Annotated in this window: 10 protein-coding genes and 4 pseudogenes; 5 read left to right on the plus strand and 9 right to left on the minus strand. The window is 34.8% G+C overall.

All coding sequences use genetic code 11. From position 1 onward, the window contains the following. Positions 1-2: 2 nt before the first annotated feature. Together ACZZ95_RS15070 and ACZZ95_RS15075 are read left to right on the plus strand one after the other, a co-directional pair. Positions 3-454, plus strand: a pseudogene (locus ACZZ95_RS15070) (FixH family protein). Positions 455-469: 15 nt separating this feature from the next. Next, positions 470-1,171: a sulfite exporter TauE/SafE family protein gene (locus ACZZ95_RS15075; RefSeq protein WP_463469667.1), complete on the plus strand. Its 702-nt coding sequence runs from the start codon at positions 470-472 to the stop codon at positions 1,169-1,171. A gap of 18 nt (positions 1,172-1,189) precedes the next feature. Here ACZZ95_RS15075 and hemN read toward each other — a convergent pair. From hemN to prfB, 8 genes and pseudogenes are all read right to left on the minus strand, one after another. Continuing rightward, positions 1,190-2,555, minus strand: a pseudogene (gene hemN / locus ACZZ95_RS15080) (oxygen-independent coproporphyrinogen III oxidase). A gap of 119 nt (positions 2,556-2,674) precedes the next feature. Further along, positions 2,675-3,151, minus strand: a complete 477-nt coding sequence (locus tag ACZZ95_RS15085; protein ID WP_463469668.1) for a hypothetical protein — start codon at positions 3,149-3,151, stop codon at positions 2,675-2,677. Positions 3,152-3,258: 107 nt separating this feature from the next. Further along, on the minus strand, positions 3,259-3,606 hold the full coding sequence (locus tag ACZZ95_RS15090) for a hypothetical protein (RefSeq protein ID WP_463469669.1): 348 nt from the start codon (positions 3,604-3,606) through the stop codon (positions 3,259-3,261). 100 nt (positions 3,607-3,706) lie between these two features. After that, positions 3,707-4,139, minus strand: a pseudogene (locus ACZZ95_RS15095) (DoxX family protein). Positions 4,140-4,260: 121 nt separating this feature from the next. Then, positions 4,261-5,889 (minus strand): acyl-CoA carboxylase subunit beta, encoded by a 1,629-nt coding sequence (locus ACZZ95_RS15100; protein WP_463469670.1) that lies wholly within the window; start codon positions 5,887-5,889, stop codon positions 4,261-4,263. Between the two features lie 203 nt (positions 5,890-6,092). After that, positions 6,093-7,091 carry a UDP-3-O-(3-hydroxymyristoyl)glucosamine N-acyltransferase gene (lpxD, locus tag ACZZ95_RS15105; protein WP_463469671.1) on the minus strand — a complete coding sequence of 333 codons (999 nt, stop codon included), beginning with the start codon at positions 7,089-7,091 and terminating at the stop codon, positions 6,093-6,095. A 340-nt stretch (positions 7,092-7,431) separates the two neighbouring features. After that, on the minus strand, positions 7,432-7,872 hold the full coding sequence (msrB, locus tag ACZZ95_RS15110) for a peptide-methionine (R)-S-oxide reductase MsrB (RefSeq protein WP_463469672.1): 441 nt from the start codon (positions 7,870-7,872) through the stop codon (positions 7,432-7,434). Positions 7,873-7,951: 79 nt separating this feature from the next. Further along, a protein-coding gene (gene prfB / locus ACZZ95_RS15115) for a peptide chain release factor 2 (protein ID WP_463469673.1) occupies positions 7,952-9,050 on the minus strand; the annotation gives its coding sequence in 2 pieces (ribosomal slippage) (positions 7,952-8,986 and positions 8,988-9,050; 1,098 coding nt in all). A gap of 152 nt (positions 9,051-9,202) precedes the next feature. Between prfB and ACZZ95_RS15120 the strand changes: the two are divergent. Continuing rightward, a pseudogene (locus ACZZ95_RS15120) lies at positions 9,203-10,225 on the plus strand (threonine aldolase family protein). 136 nt (positions 10,226-10,361) lie between these two features. Here ACZZ95_RS15120 and ACZZ95_RS15125 read toward each other — a convergent pair. After that, positions 10,362-10,682, minus strand: a complete 321-nt coding sequence (locus tag ACZZ95_RS15125) for a YbaB/EbfC family nucleoid-associated protein (RefSeq protein ID WP_095953313.1) — start codon at positions 10,680-10,682, stop codon at positions 10,362-10,364. Positions 10,683-10,751: 69 nt separating this feature from the next. Between ACZZ95_RS15125 and ACZZ95_RS15130 the strand changes: the two genes are divergently transcribed. Further along, positions 10,752-12,887 carry a S9 family peptidase gene (locus ACZZ95_RS15130; RefSeq protein WP_463469674.1) on the plus strand — a complete coding sequence of 712 codons (2,136 nt, stop codon included), beginning with the start codon at positions 10,752-10,754 and terminating at the stop codon, positions 12,885-12,887. A 72-nt stretch (positions 12,888-12,959) separates the two neighbouring features. After that, the gene (locus tag ACZZ95_RS15135; protein WP_463469675.1) at positions 12,960-14,000 is read left to right on the plus strand and encodes a PLP-dependent cysteine synthase family protein; all 1,041 of its coding nucleotides are present in this window, start codon (positions 12,960-12,962) and stop codon (positions 13,998-14,000) included. Positions 14,001-14,069: the final 69 nt, after the last annotated feature.

Here is a 14,069-nt window from a genome sequence, read left to right on the forward strand (position 1 = left end):
CCATGAAAATTAATTGGGGTACCGGAATTGTCATAGCATTTGGATTGTTCATGACGTTTATTTTATATTTTGTTTTTGAAGTACAATCAAATTCTAAATACGATAATGATTTGGTTGTAGAAGAATATTACAAACACGACACGCATTTTCAAGAAGAAATGGCTCGAATTCAAAATGCACATGATTTGCGAAGCATAAACCTTCAATCAAATACACCGATAATGGTGTGGCTGTAACTTTTCCTGCTGGATTTGAAAGTGATAAAGTAAAAGGAAATATACTGTTGTACAGACCTTCAAATAAAAAATTTGATTTTAATACGCAAATTGCTTTAACCAATTCAGTATTAATGATTCCGCAGAAAAAATTGATAAAAGGCCGTTGGGATGTCAATATGGAATGGCAGTACGAAGGCAAAAAATATCTAACTAAAGAAGTTATCTACGTGAATTAATTTAATCTCAAAAAAATGTTATTCTCAGCTTTCTTTCTCGGCCTAATAAGTAGTCTGCATTGTGTTGGAATGTGCGGACCAATTGCTATGATGTTACCGGTAGATAGACAAAATGAAGCGAAAAAGGTAACGCAGATTATGACTTATCATTTTGGAAGGTTGACATCTTATGCTTCAATTGGACTGATTTTTGGATTATTGGGCAGAGGTTTTTTTCTAGCTGGATTGCGGCAAAAAATGTCCATAATAATCGGTGTAATTATGATTATTGTGGTCTTGATTCCAGAGAAAAAATTTGCAGAATATAACTTTTCAAAACCCGTTTATAAAATCATTTCAAAAATCAAAACTAATCTTGGCGCTCAATTTAGAAATAAGAGTTACAAATCTCTTTTTACAATTGGTCTTCTAAATGGATTTTTACCATGCGGAATGGTTTACGTGGCGCTGTTTGGTGCAATTGCTATGCAGAGTGCTTCTTATGGAGTTCTCTATATGCTCTTATTCGGAATTGGAACTATACCTTTGATGACGATTGTGGTATATGTCAACACCTTATTAAAATTACCTTTTAGAAATAAGATTCAAAAAGCAATTCCATATGTAGCAATTGTAATTGGAGTTTTATTTATCCTTAGAGGTTTAGGTTTGGGAATCCCTTATATTTCACCTTCAAGTATGAGTTTGTTTGTACAGCAGACTCCAAACTGCCACTAACAAATAGAATGTAAAAAGCTATACAGTCATCGAAAACAAATTGGTTTCTGGTGACTTTCTTTTTAGATGCAAGTCAAAAGCCATGCAAATATTACGTACAAAAGGTCTTCCTTCTTTAGTAATTTTAAGTTTTCCTTCTTCAATAACGATTAATTGATCTTTCTTTATTTCTTCTAAATCCTCTAATACACTCGGAAGTTCTTTAAAATAAAGAGAATCATTTGTCCAGGAAGTTTCTAATTCACAAGTTAAATTTAGAATGTGTTTTCTAATAATTAGATCCTCCTCATTTAGAATATGACCTTTTACAACAGGTAATTTATCCCATTCTAATAATTGATAATAGTCTTCCAGATTTTTAGTGTTTTGAGCAAAACTGTACCAGCTGTCACTAATTGAGGAAACTCCTAGGCCAATCATCGCCTGTGTTTTAGAAGCGCCGTAACCCATAAAGTTTCGGTGTAAATTTCCATTATGAGTTGCTTTATACAAAGTATCGCTTTCTAATGCAAAATGATCCATACCAATTTCCTGGTAACCGTTTTTAGTCAGCGACTTTTTTGCCAGTTTCGTACAGTTCTCTTTTTTCGGCATCTTTAGGAAGATTTTCATCATTAAAGCCACGTTGTCCATTTCCTTTTATCCAAGGTACGTGAGCGTAACTATAAAATGCTAAACGGTCTGGTTTTAAAGAATTTGTCTTTTCAACTGTATCAATTACATCTTCAACAGTTTGAAAGGGAAGACCAAAGATAATATCATGGCCAATAGAAGTATATCCAATTTCTTTTGCCCAAAATGTTACTTTGGCAACATTATGAAAGGGCTGAATTCTATTGATGGCTTTTTGAACTTTAGCAAGATAATCCTGAACGCCAAAACTCACTCGGCGAAAGCCTAAATCATACAGTTTTTTAAGCTGTTCATAAGTGGTGTTATTAGGATGTCCTTCAAAACTAAATTCATGATTTTCTGCTTTTACTGCATAACTAAAAATTCCGTTGATAAGACTTTCGATATTTTCTTTGGAAAAGAATGTCGGCGTTCCTCCGCCTAAATGTATTTCTTTTATAATTGGTTTTTCTGGAAGTACCCTGCAATATAAACTCCATTCTTTTAAAAGTGCTTTAATGTAGGTTTCTTCAACAGAATGATTTTTTGTTATACGTTTATTGCATCCGCAAAAAGTACACATGCTTTCGCAGAAGGGGAGGTGGATGTATAAACTAATTCCGTTTTTTGAATTACTTTCTGAAAATGATTTTTGTAAAGAAGTTATCCATCTTTCTGCTGTAAAATCAGCTTCATTCCAGTAAGGAACTGTTGGATAGCTAGTATATCTTGGACCTGGGACATTGTATTTTTGAGTCAAAGAGATTTTCATAATGACGGATTTAGTTTACATCAAAATTAAAACATCATTGAGAGACAGAAAATGACAAATATCATATAACCAACAAAAAAAAGAGGCTCAATTTTGAGCCTCTTTAGTGAATTAAATAACTAACGTGAAATAGAATCTTGGATGATTTTATGCCATTTTTTTGCAAACTGATGATCTTGGTAGACGCTTATCTGTTTGATGCGGTCATCGTCAAAATCATAGAATGGGATTATTATTTTTTTAGATGTTTCTTTATCTTGAAATTCAAAATCAATTTTAATGATGGTATCAGAATGCGCATCTGTTGTCGGAATCAATTTGCAGGAAGTAACTGTATTCAAATCGACAAAAGTAGATTCTTGTTGGTTTGGATTGAAATTCATTAGAATGAATTTGTTGTTTTTCTGATCCAGCGTTAATGTTTTATTATTGATTGATTCAGTTAAATCAAAGCTTTCTGGATTTGTCGGATTGAATCTCTTTTTAATGTTCAAAATTCTTGATTTGCTTGTCGCGCTTGAGCGAGCAGAAAAGTATACTGGAATTGCGACAATTATTAAAATCACAATACCCATTATTGTTGTAGTGGTTTCCATACTATTTTTTAATGAAATAAATAAATGATATACAAAACAGTTCTCAGTTAGAAAACGGTTTAGAGGTAATTGAAGAATGAATCTTCAAGTGAAAATCAAATATTTATTTACCAGAAAAAATGGAAAGCATAGAGTATGACTAAGACTTTTTTACTTTGAGTTGTAAATAGTTTAGTATAAACGGTAGTATTTGTAACAGTTTGATGCTGAGGGATAAGAGGTAAGAGAGAATCAAAACATTTAATAATTCCAGAAGGATTTGTTTTGATGTTCGCCGCAAACTGATAACTTCCCTGAGGCTGAATAAATGCGGACGAATCTGCTATGTCTTTGCAGAAATTTGAATCTGATTTTTCCGTTTCAGTTATATGCACAGAAGTCGCGTCTGCTTGATAAGCAAACAAACCTGCAATCAAAAGTGCAATAAAAATAACAGTTTTACGAATCCAATTCATGTCGGCGAATTTAAGTCATAAAACACAATTAAAGAAATTTTATAGAATTAATTAACACTCAAAAACTATCCTCAGCCCATTTTTATAAAAAGCTGAGGATTTATGAAGTTATTGCTCGCATCTTAAAATAGTAATCTGCAGAATGTTTGCCACTTCCATAAAACAAGAAAAAGATGCAGATTAGTAAAACTACAAGAGCTAGAATTAAACTTTCGGAATGCATTTTCCCCATGAAATTTATGAGAACAGCGCCAAACAATATAGGTAATTGAGCCGCAATTGCCCAACGGGTTAGTAGTCCGAAAATAATCATTATGCCGCCAATCATGTGAGCTGGAGCAATGTAATGCAAGCATAAACATACCTCCGCCAAATCTATCTATTGGAGAAATTAACTCATGCAGGTATTGAATATTGGTGACAAATGAGACACCTTTCATAAATAAGAATCCACCCAAAACAATACGTACTAAATCAACCGGTAAATAAGTGTGCGAATTGGCCCACTTATTCAAACTTTTTACATTTTCCATGATGCTGTGTGATTAAAAATTATATACTAAGTTACTAAATTTTAGTAATATATTTAATTTTAACAGTCTGAAATTGAGTTTTTTACCATTTTGAACTGCGTGTTTTGAGAATACTTAAATGTTATACCTGAATTACGCCTAAATTAAATGGCTTTTGGATAGGAGAATGGTTTGTCGCTTCTATTCCTAATGAAATCCAATTACGAGTTTCTAAAGGATCAATTATAGCATCTGTCCAAAGTCTGGAAGCGGCGTAGTAAGGAGAAGTCTGCTCGTCGTAGCGTGCTTTTATTTTATTAAATAATTGGGCTTCTTTTTCTTCGTCTACTATTTCTCCTTTCGCTTTAAGCGAAGAAGCTTCAATTTGTGCTAATACTTTTGCGACCTGTGTGCCGCCCATAACGGCAAGTTCTGCACTTGGCCAGGCAAATATTAATCGAGGATCATAAGCTTTTCCGCACATTGCATAATTTCCTGCTCCGTATGAATTTCCAACAATAACAGTGAATTTAGGTACAACAGAATTACTTACCGCATTTACCATTTTCGCACCGTCTTTAATAATTCCTCCGTGTTCTGATTTGGAACCAACCATAAAACCTGTAACGTCTTGCAGAAAAACTAACGGAATTTTCTTTTGATTGCAATTGGCAATAAAACGCGTTGCTTTATCAGCACTGTCAGAATAAATAACACCACCAAACTGCATTTCGCCTTTTTTGGTTTTCACTACCTTTCGCTGATTCGCCACAATTCCTACAGCCCAGCCGTCGATTCTGGCGTAACCAGTAAGAAGAGATTGTCCGTAACCATCTTTATAAGCTTCAAATTCTGAATTATCAACCAAGCGTTTGATAATTTCCATCATATCATATTGTTCCGATCTGGCTTTTGGAAGGATTCCGTAAATATCGTTTGGATCTAAAGCAGGTTTTTCTGCTTTTATTCGGCTGAAGCCAGCTTTGTCATAATCACCAATTTTATCTACTATATTTTTAATTTTATCTAAAGCATCTTTGTCATCTTTAGCTTTATAATCGGTTACACCAGAAATTTCACAATGCGTTGTAGCACCGCCTAAGGTTTCATTATCAATAGTTTCGCCAATTGCGGCTTTTACAAGATAACTTCCGGCAAGAAAAATACTTCCGGTTTTATCTACAATCAAAGCTTCATCGCTCATAATTGGAAGATAAGCACCGCCGGCAACACAGCTTCCCATAACGGCGACAATCTGGGTAATTCCCATACTGCTCATTTGAGCATTGTTTCTAAATATTCTTCCGAAATGTTCTTTATCTGGAAAAATTTCGTCCTGCATTGGAAGATAAACGCCGGCGCTGTCTACAAGATAAATAATTGGAAGTCTGTTTTCCATTGCAATTTCCTGCGCTCGAAGATTCTTTTTTCCTGTTATCGGAAACCAGGCACCAGCTTTAACCGTGGCATCATTAGCAACTACAATACATTGTTTTCCTTTAATGTAGCCAATTTTAACGACAACACCTCCAGAAGGGCATCCGCCGTGTTCAGGATACATTCCTTCGCCGGCAAAACCACCAATTTCAATACTTTTAGCATTATCATCCAATAAGTAAGCAATTCGCTCACGAGCTGTCATTTTACCTTCAGAATGTAATTTTTCAATTCTTTTTTCGCCTCCGCCCAATTTTACTTTGGCAAATTTTTGTTTTAATTCAGAAAGGAGCAGTTTATTGTGATCTTCGTTTTTATTGAAGTTTAAATCCATGATATCGTATTGATTTTGTAATATAGTGTTGGCTAATTTACAAAATCAATTGAAATAAACCAGTTGCTTTGTGAATTAAGAAGTCGCTTCTAAACTTCATTCTTATCTATTCTGTTAATAAAGAGATTTACTTTAATGTAAAGTATATAAAATGAAAAACATCCGTTATCAGCGGATGTTTTTTTATATCAATTAGATTTGAATTATTTTTTAACAGCGCAAGCCATTCTTTTTAGTGTTGCCCATTGTTTTAAAGCATCACGAGCTTCAACAGCAGGATAACCCAGCATTGTTTTGCCTGCTGGCACATCGCCAATAACACCAGATCCAGCACCAACTATAGCTCCGTCGCCAATCGTCGTATGGTCTTTTATAGAAGCACTTCCGCCAATAATAACGCCATTTCCTAAAGTTACAGAACCTGCCAAACCACTGTTTCCAGCCATAATACAGAACTTTCCAAGTTTACTGTTATGACCAATTTGTACTAAATTATCAATTTTACAGCCATCTCCTAAAACTGTTGAACTGAATTTTCCGCGGTCAACGCAAGAATTGGCTCCAATTTCAACTCCGTTTCCAATAATTACATTTCCAATTTGTGGAATTTTTACTAAACCTTTTTCAGAACAAGGGCGAAATCCAAAACCATCGGCACCAATAGTTGCATTTGGATGAATGATACAATCGCTTCCAATATGGCAACGCTCACGAACAACGGTCCCAGACCAAATAATAGTGTTTTTGCCAATAGTGCATTCGTCCAGAATAGTCACATTTGGATAAATCGTTGCATTGGCACCAATTTCAACTTTTGGTCCAATATAGCGACCAGCGCCAATTTTTGCACCTTCGCCAATTATAGCCGTTTCGTCTATAGTAGCCGTTTTGTGAATATTGGTATGAAAAATTGGAGTAGGAGGGGCAAAAAGAGCAAGAATTTGCGACATAGCCAAATCGGCATTTTTTACCTTAATAAAAGCACGGTTTTCGCCTGGCTCAATCGAAATGTCTTCATTTACTACAGCAATTGAAGCATTAGATGTTGACCAGTACTTTTCGTATTTTTTATTTCCTATAAAAGAAATTTCTGAAGTTGTAGCTTTTTCTAATTGCTCTGTTGCGGTAATGCTCTGTGAAGTAGTGCCGTAAATTACGCCATTAATTACTTCATTGATTTCTTGAATTGAATAGGATCTCATTGACAAATTTTAATCGACTTAGGGTTAATTTTTGCCAAATAAAATGAATTAGATTTTAATTACCTAATTAATTTTTCGCGTTCCTTAATAAAAATTTAAAATATAAGGCTTAAAATTTAAAAATTAACACTTTAAATATTAATTTACTGACAGTTTTTTAATGTTTGAAAGTGTTACAGCTCAATTTCGCCTCTTAATTTATTAAAAAAAGAGCTGAAAAATAATTAATTTAATTGTTAAGTGATGACTTACATTTGTTTTGTTAATGGATTCATTTCGTGATTATTAAAAAAAAAAGCGATTCGCTTTTTGTAAAGGAATCGCTTTGATAATTTATTCTTTAATTTTTTGATAATGAAACAGCATTAATGCAGTATCGTAATCCGCTTGGCGACGGACCGTCGGGGAAAATATGTCCTAAATGCGCGTCGCATACATTGCAGGTAACCTCAACGCGAATCATTCCGTGTGATTTATCGGCATGGTAACCAACAGCATTTTCTTTTACAGGCTGTGTAAAAGAAGGCCATCCCGTACCTGATTCGAATTTTTCACTCGCATCAAAAAGAACAGTTCCACAGCATTTACATTCGTAAATTCCAGGATCAAACAAACTGCATAATTCAGAACTAAAAGATCTTTCGGTTCCTTTTAAACGCGTTACCTGAAATTCTTCCGGAGTCAGGATTTGTTTCCATTCTTCCTCCGTTTTCTCCACTCTTTTATCAGGAGTCGGATTTCCTTTATTTGTAAAATGAATTACATCTGCCCATTTTATCATAACTTTATTTTTTAGTTTTCAGTCTCGGTTTTCAGTCTCAGTCCCAGTTTAGTGAAAACTGAGACTGCGACTGAAAACTTTATTCTTCCTCCTTCTGTCCCATCATCATCAGATAGGCTTTAAGAAACGCATCTATATTTCCGTTCATTACGCCGTCAACGTCACTGGTTTCGTAACCTGTACGAACGTCTTTTACTAATTTATAAGGTCGCATTACGTAATTACGGATTTGCGAACCCCATTCAATTTTCATTTTTCCAGCTTCAATATCGGCACGTTGTGCTTGTTGTTTCTTTAGCTCGATTTCGTACAATTGAGAACGAAGCATCTGCATCGCACGCTGTCTGTTGTCTTGCTGTGATCTCGTTTCAGAACATTGAATCTGGATTCCCGTTGGCTTATGCACTAACTGAACTTTAGTTTCAACCTTATTTACGTTTTGTCCACCGGCACCACTCGAACGAGACGTTGTAATTTCAATATCGGCAGGATTAATGTCAATTTCGATACTATCATCTACAAGCGGATAAACATAAACAGAAACAAACGAGGTGTGACGTTTGGCGTTACTGTCAAAAGGTGAAATACGAACCAAACGGTGTACACCATTTTCCCCTTTTAAATAACCAAAAGAATAATCGCCTTCAAATTCTAAAGTTACGGTTTTAATACCCGCAACATCGCCTTCTTGAAAGTTCAGTTCTTTTATTTTATAGCCATAACTTTCTCCCCACATCATGTACATACGCATCAGCATTCCTGCCCAGTCACAACTTTCCGTTCCGCCGGCTCCTGCAGTAATTTGAACCACAGCGCTTAAACTGTCACCTTCATCAGAAAGCATGTTTTTAAATTCGATGTTTTCAATATGCGTTTGAGTATTGCTGTATTGTTCATCCAATTCTTCTACAGAAAGTTCTCCTTCTTTGTAAAAATCGTACGCAAGTTGTAATTCGTCTGTAAGTTCGATAGCTTTGTTGTAATCTTCAATCCATTTTTTCTTGTTTCGAAGATTTTTTACAATAATTTCTGCTTCTTTGGCATTGTTCCAGAAATCTGGTGCAAACGTTTTTTCTTCTTCGTTTGCAATTTCGATTAGCTTGGCATCAACGTCAAAGATACCTCCTCAACGCACCAAGGCGCTCCACAATACCTTTTACTTGTTCGGCTGTTGTCATAAATTAATTAATAGGTTTTTATATGTTTTTTAGAATTATTACGTTAATTTGGTCTATAGAAACTAGCAAGTTAAAATTTACTAAAACTTGCTCAGAATAACTATTTGTAATACGTAATTTTGCATACAAAAATAAGATATAGTTTTTAGAATATGGAAATAAATTTAATCAGCGATACCATAACAAAGCCTACTTATGAAATGCTCGCAGTATATGTTTAACGCTCATGTTGGCGATGATGTATACAAACAGGACCCTACGGTGATTGAATTGGAAAATAGAACAGCAGAGTTTTTTGGTATGGAAGCTGGACTTTTTTTTTCCGTCTGGAACTATGGCAAATCAAACCGCAATTAAACTGCATACACAGCCGGGTGAGCAGTTAATAGCCGATAAATATGCTCACGTTTATCATTATGAAGGAGGAGGAGTTTCGTTTAACAGCGGTGTTTCCTGCTGTTTATTAGATGGTAATCGCGGTATGATTACAGCTTCACAAGTTGTTGCGGCGATAAACGATCCTGAGTTTTATCATAGTCCGTTAACAAGTTTGGTTTGTGTTGAAAATACAACCAACAAAGGCGGTGGTGCTTGTTATGAATTAGAAGATTTAAGAGAAATAAAAAAAGTCTGCGACGCCAATAATTTGAAATTTCATATGGATGGCGCCAGAATCTGGAATGCATTAGTAGCCAAAAGACAAAATCCGAAGGAATTTGGAGCTATTTTCGATACTATTTCAGTTTGTTTATCTAAAGGTTTGGGCGCTCCGATCGGTTCGGTGTTATTAGGAAGTAAGGCTGATATTCACAGGGCGTTGAGAATCAGAAAGATACTTGGTGGCGGAATGCGACAAGTGGGTTATTTAGCGTACTGCAGGATTGTACGCTTTAGCGCATAATATTGAAAGATTGGCAGAAGACCACCGCCGAGCAAAAGAAATTGCAAAAATTTTGAGTACCAAACCTTGGGTTTCGGCAATAGAACCTGTAGAAACTAATATTTTAATCTTTTCGCTTGCCGAAGGTTACAGCGATCAGTTGTTAATTGAGAAATTAAAACAAAAAAATATCTCCATAAGTTCTATGGGGCACAACAAACTCCGAATCGTAACGCATCTAGATTACAGAGAAGTAATGCATACGTATGTGTTGGAAACGCTTTCGAAGTTTTAGGGAGGAGGTGCAAAGTAGCAAAGGTACAGAGGAACAAAGGTTTAAAAAAAAGACGCATTAATGCGTCTTTTTTTATTACATGGAAGGACAAAGTATAAAAAACTTTGAGCCTATGCAACTCTGAACCTTTGTACCTCTATTTAAACAAATTATCCATTCCAGGAATAGACGGCATATCCATTCTGGCAACAGCATCTAATTCTCTTTCGTTAACATTTGTAGCGTTTTCGATAGCTTTGTTTAGTGTAACGATCAAATAATCTTCCAGTTGTTCTTTATCTTCTAGTAAAGAATCATCAATAGAGATTGATTTGATCTTTCTGCTAGCTGTAATTGTAATTTTTAATAATCCGTCAGCACTTTGTTCATCAATCAAAACAGTATCTAGACGCTTTTTTGTATCTTCAATTTTTTGCTGGGTTTCTTTAAGTTTGCCCATCATTCCCATTAAGTCCATTTTTGTTGATTTTTTAAATTATTTCAGACAAAATTAGTATATTGCTGTGTTAAATCAATAGAATATTTTATGAAAATATTAATTCTGTTCTGTTGTGTTTGTACTATTTTTGCGTCTTCATATTTAAAAATTAATGCTCAGTCAATGCAAAATGATATATCGGCTCCAAAGGCCAACATAATTCCAAAAACATTAAAAAAACATAAAGAGTCTAGGATTGACAACTACTTCTGGCTTAACGACCGCGAAAATCAGGAGGTAATTGATTACTTAAATCAAGAGAATTCTTATTATGAGAGTATGACCTCTCACACTCAAACTTTAAAAGATAATCTCTTTGAAGAAATGAAAGCAAGAATTAAGGAAGATGATTCTTCTGTTCCTTATTTCTACAATGGTTACTATTATATTACCCGTTTTGAAACAGGGCAGGATTATCCAATTTTTGCTAGAAAGAAAGGAAGCCTGTCTGCACAGGAAGAAATTTTGTTCAATTGTAACGAAATGGCAAAAGGACACGCTTATTTCAAATTGGGCGGATTAAGTATTAGTCCAGATAATAAATTTGCCAGTTTTGGAGTGGATATTGTCGGAAGAAGAATTTACACCATTCAAGTTAAAAACTTAGAAACAGAAGAAATTCTAGCTGATAAAATAGAAAGTGTTACAGGAGCTTCGGTTTGGGCTAATGATAATAATACTATTTTTTATGTGAGACAAGATCAGGTAACGCTGAGAGCAGATAAAGTTTTTAAACATAAATTAAATACAGATTCTGAAAAAGATGTTTTGGTTTTTGATGAAGTCGATGATACTTTTAATGTTTCTATCAGTAAAGAAAAGTCAAGAAAATATATTGTTATCGGCTCTGGAAGTACTTTAACGACAGAATATAGAATTCTTAACTCTAATACTCCAGATGGAGAATTCACTGTTTTTCAGCCACGCGTGCGCGGTTTAGAATATAGTATTTCACATTACGAGGATTCGTTTTATATTTTGACAAATAAAGATAAGGCGACCAATTTTAAGTTGATGAAAACGCCTGAAGACAAAACAGGAAAGAAAAACTGGGTAGATTTAATTCCGCACAGAGAAGATGTTTTGTTAGAAGATATTGAAATCTTTAAAAATTATTTAGTTGTAGAAGAGCGTTCTAACGGATTAAGTCATATCCGAATCATGCCTTGGAATGGAGAACCAGATTATTATCTTCCTTTCGGCAGTGAAACATATAATGCGTACACAACAACCAATGTTGATTTTGATACCGATATATTACGTTACAGTTATCAATCACTGGCAACGCCGTCTTCTATAATTGATTTTAATATGAAGACTAAAACCAAAGAGATTTTAAAAGAGCAAGAGGTTTTAGGCGGAAAGTTTGATAAAAATAATTATGTAGAAGAAAGAGTATGGGCAACGGCCAGAGATGGTGTAAAAGTGCCTATTTCGATGGTTTACAAAAAGGGACTAGAGAAAAATGGTCAAAATCCATTGTTGCTTTATGCTTATGGTTCTTACGGAATTACGATGGATACTTATTTTTCGTCAACAAGATTGTCGCTCTTAGACCGCGGATTTGTTTATGCAATTGCGCATATTAGAGGAGGTGAGGACTTAGGAAGACAATGGTATGAGGATGGAAAACTGTTAAAAAAGAAAAATACCTTTACAGATTTCATCGATTGCTCTAAATTTGTAATAGACCAAAAGTATACTTCTCCTGAACATTTATATGCAGAAGGAGGATCTGCCGGCGGACTTTTAATGGGAGTAATTGTAAATGAAGCTCCAGAATTATATAATGGCGTCATCGCTCAGGTGCCTTTTGTAGACGTAATTACCACGATGCTGGATGACAGTATACCGCTTACAACTGGAGAGTATGATGAATGGGGGAACCCAAATAACAAAAAATATTACGATTATATGTTGTCGTATTCGCCTTACGATAATGTAAAAGCGCAAGAATATCCTAATATGTATGTTTCGACCGGCTTGCATGATTCGCAGGTACAGTATTGGGAGCCAGCTAAATGGGTTGCGAAATTGAGAGATTTGAAAACAAATAATAAACTTTTGTTCTTAGATACCAACATGGATGCAGGGCATGGCGGAGCTTCGGGACGTTTTGAAGCTTTAAAAGACTTAGCAAAAGAATTTAGTTTTTTACTAGATTTAGAAAAAATTAAAAGCTAATTAGAAATTTTTTGTTAAATTTGCAACCTATCAAGGTTAATTTGAAAAATGCCTTTGATTAACTATTTTTTTATGAAAGAAGAAATAACCGCTTATAATAATGTTTTAGAGTTAATAGGTAATACCCCCCTTATTAAGCTAAATAAAATCACCGAAGAGTTAGAAGGGAATTTCTACGCAAAGGTAGAAGCTTTCAACCCAGGTCATTCCTCAAAAGATAGAATAGCATTATATATTATTGAAGAAGCCGAGAAGAAAGGAATTCTTTCTCCGGGAGATACCATTATCGAAACAACTTCTGGTAACACAGGATTTAGTTTAGCCATGGTGAGCATTATTAAAGGTTACAATTGTATATTAGCCGTAAGCTCAAAATCATCCAAAGATAAAATTGACATGTCGCGAAGTTTAGGCGCCAAAGTGTATGTCTGTCCAGCTCACGTTTCTGCAGATGATGAAAGATCATATTATAATGTAGCAAAACGTCTGCACGAAGAAACAAAAGGGTCAGTCTATATTAATCAATATTTTAATCAGTTAAATATTGATGCCCACTACAACACTACAGGTCCAGAAATCTGGGAACAAACCAAAGGGCAGATCACGCACTTAGTTGCTTGCGGCGGAACAGGGGGAACTATCTCAGGAACTGCAAAATTCTTAAAAGAAAAAAATCCAAATATTAGAATACTGGGAGTTGATGCTTTTGGTTCGGTATTAAAAAAATACCACGAAACAAAAGAATTTGACACAAAAGAAATTTATCCTTACCGTATTGAAGGTTTGGGTAAAAACTTGATTCCGTCAGCAACAGACTTTGATATTATTGATAAATTCATGAAAGTAACCGACGAAGAAAGTGCTCACTCTGCTAGAGAGATCACTCGTAAAGAAGGTTTATTTGTTGGGTATACTTCTGGAGCAGTAATGCAGGCTATTAAACAATATGCAGAAGAAGGTGAGTTTACAAAAGAAAGCAATATTATTGCGATTTTCCCTGATCACGGTTCACGATACATGAGTAAAGTGTTTAGCGATGACTGGATGAACGAACAAGGCTTCTTTGACAGTGTTAATGAAGAAGAAGTTCAAAAAATTGAATTCGTAAAGTAAATAAAAATTACTTTTATAAATATCAAACTCCATTCGTTTTACGAATGGAGTTTTTTTATGCCATTTCAT

The sequence above is a fragment of the Flavobacterium sp. AC267 genome (assembly GCF_979258715.1).

Bases quoted from the DNA above. Each gene is read 5' to 3' on its own strand.
- ACZZ95_RS15090 (WP_463469669.1), bottom strand. From the start codon at position 3,606: ATGAATTGGATTCGTAAAACTGTTATTTTTATTGCACTTTTGATTGCA.
- lpxD (WP_463469671.1), bottom strand. From the start codon at position 7,091: ATGAGATCCTATTCAATTCAAGAAATCAATGAAGTAATTAATGGCGTA.
- msrB (WP_463469672.1), bottom strand. From the start codon at position 7,872: ATGATAAAATGGGCAGATGTAATTCATTTTACAAATAAAGGAAATCCG.
- ACZZ95_RS15130 (WP_463469674.1), top strand. From the start codon at position 10,752: ATGAAAATATTAATTCTGTTCTGTTGTGTTTGTACTATTTTTGCGTCT.
- ACZZ95_RS15125 (WP_095953313.1), bottom strand. From the start codon at position 10,682: ATGGACTTAATGGGAATGATGGGCAAACTTAAAGAAACCCAGCAAAAA.
- ACZZ95_RS15135 (WP_463469675.1), top strand. From the start codon at position 12,960: ATGAAAGAAGAAATAACCGCTTATAATAATGTTTTAGAGTTAATAGGT.
- ACZZ95_RS15075 (WP_463469667.1), top strand. From the start codon at position 470: ATGTTATTCTCAGCTTTCTTTCTCGGCCTAATAAGTAGTCTGCATTGT.
- ACZZ95_RS15100 (WP_463469670.1), bottom strand. From the start codon at position 5,889: ATGGATTTAAACTTCAATAAAAACGAAGATCACAATAAACTGCTCCTT.
- ACZZ95_RS15085 (WP_463469668.1), bottom strand. From the start codon at position 3,151: ATGGAAACCACTACAACAATAATGGGTATTGTGATTTTAATAATTGTC.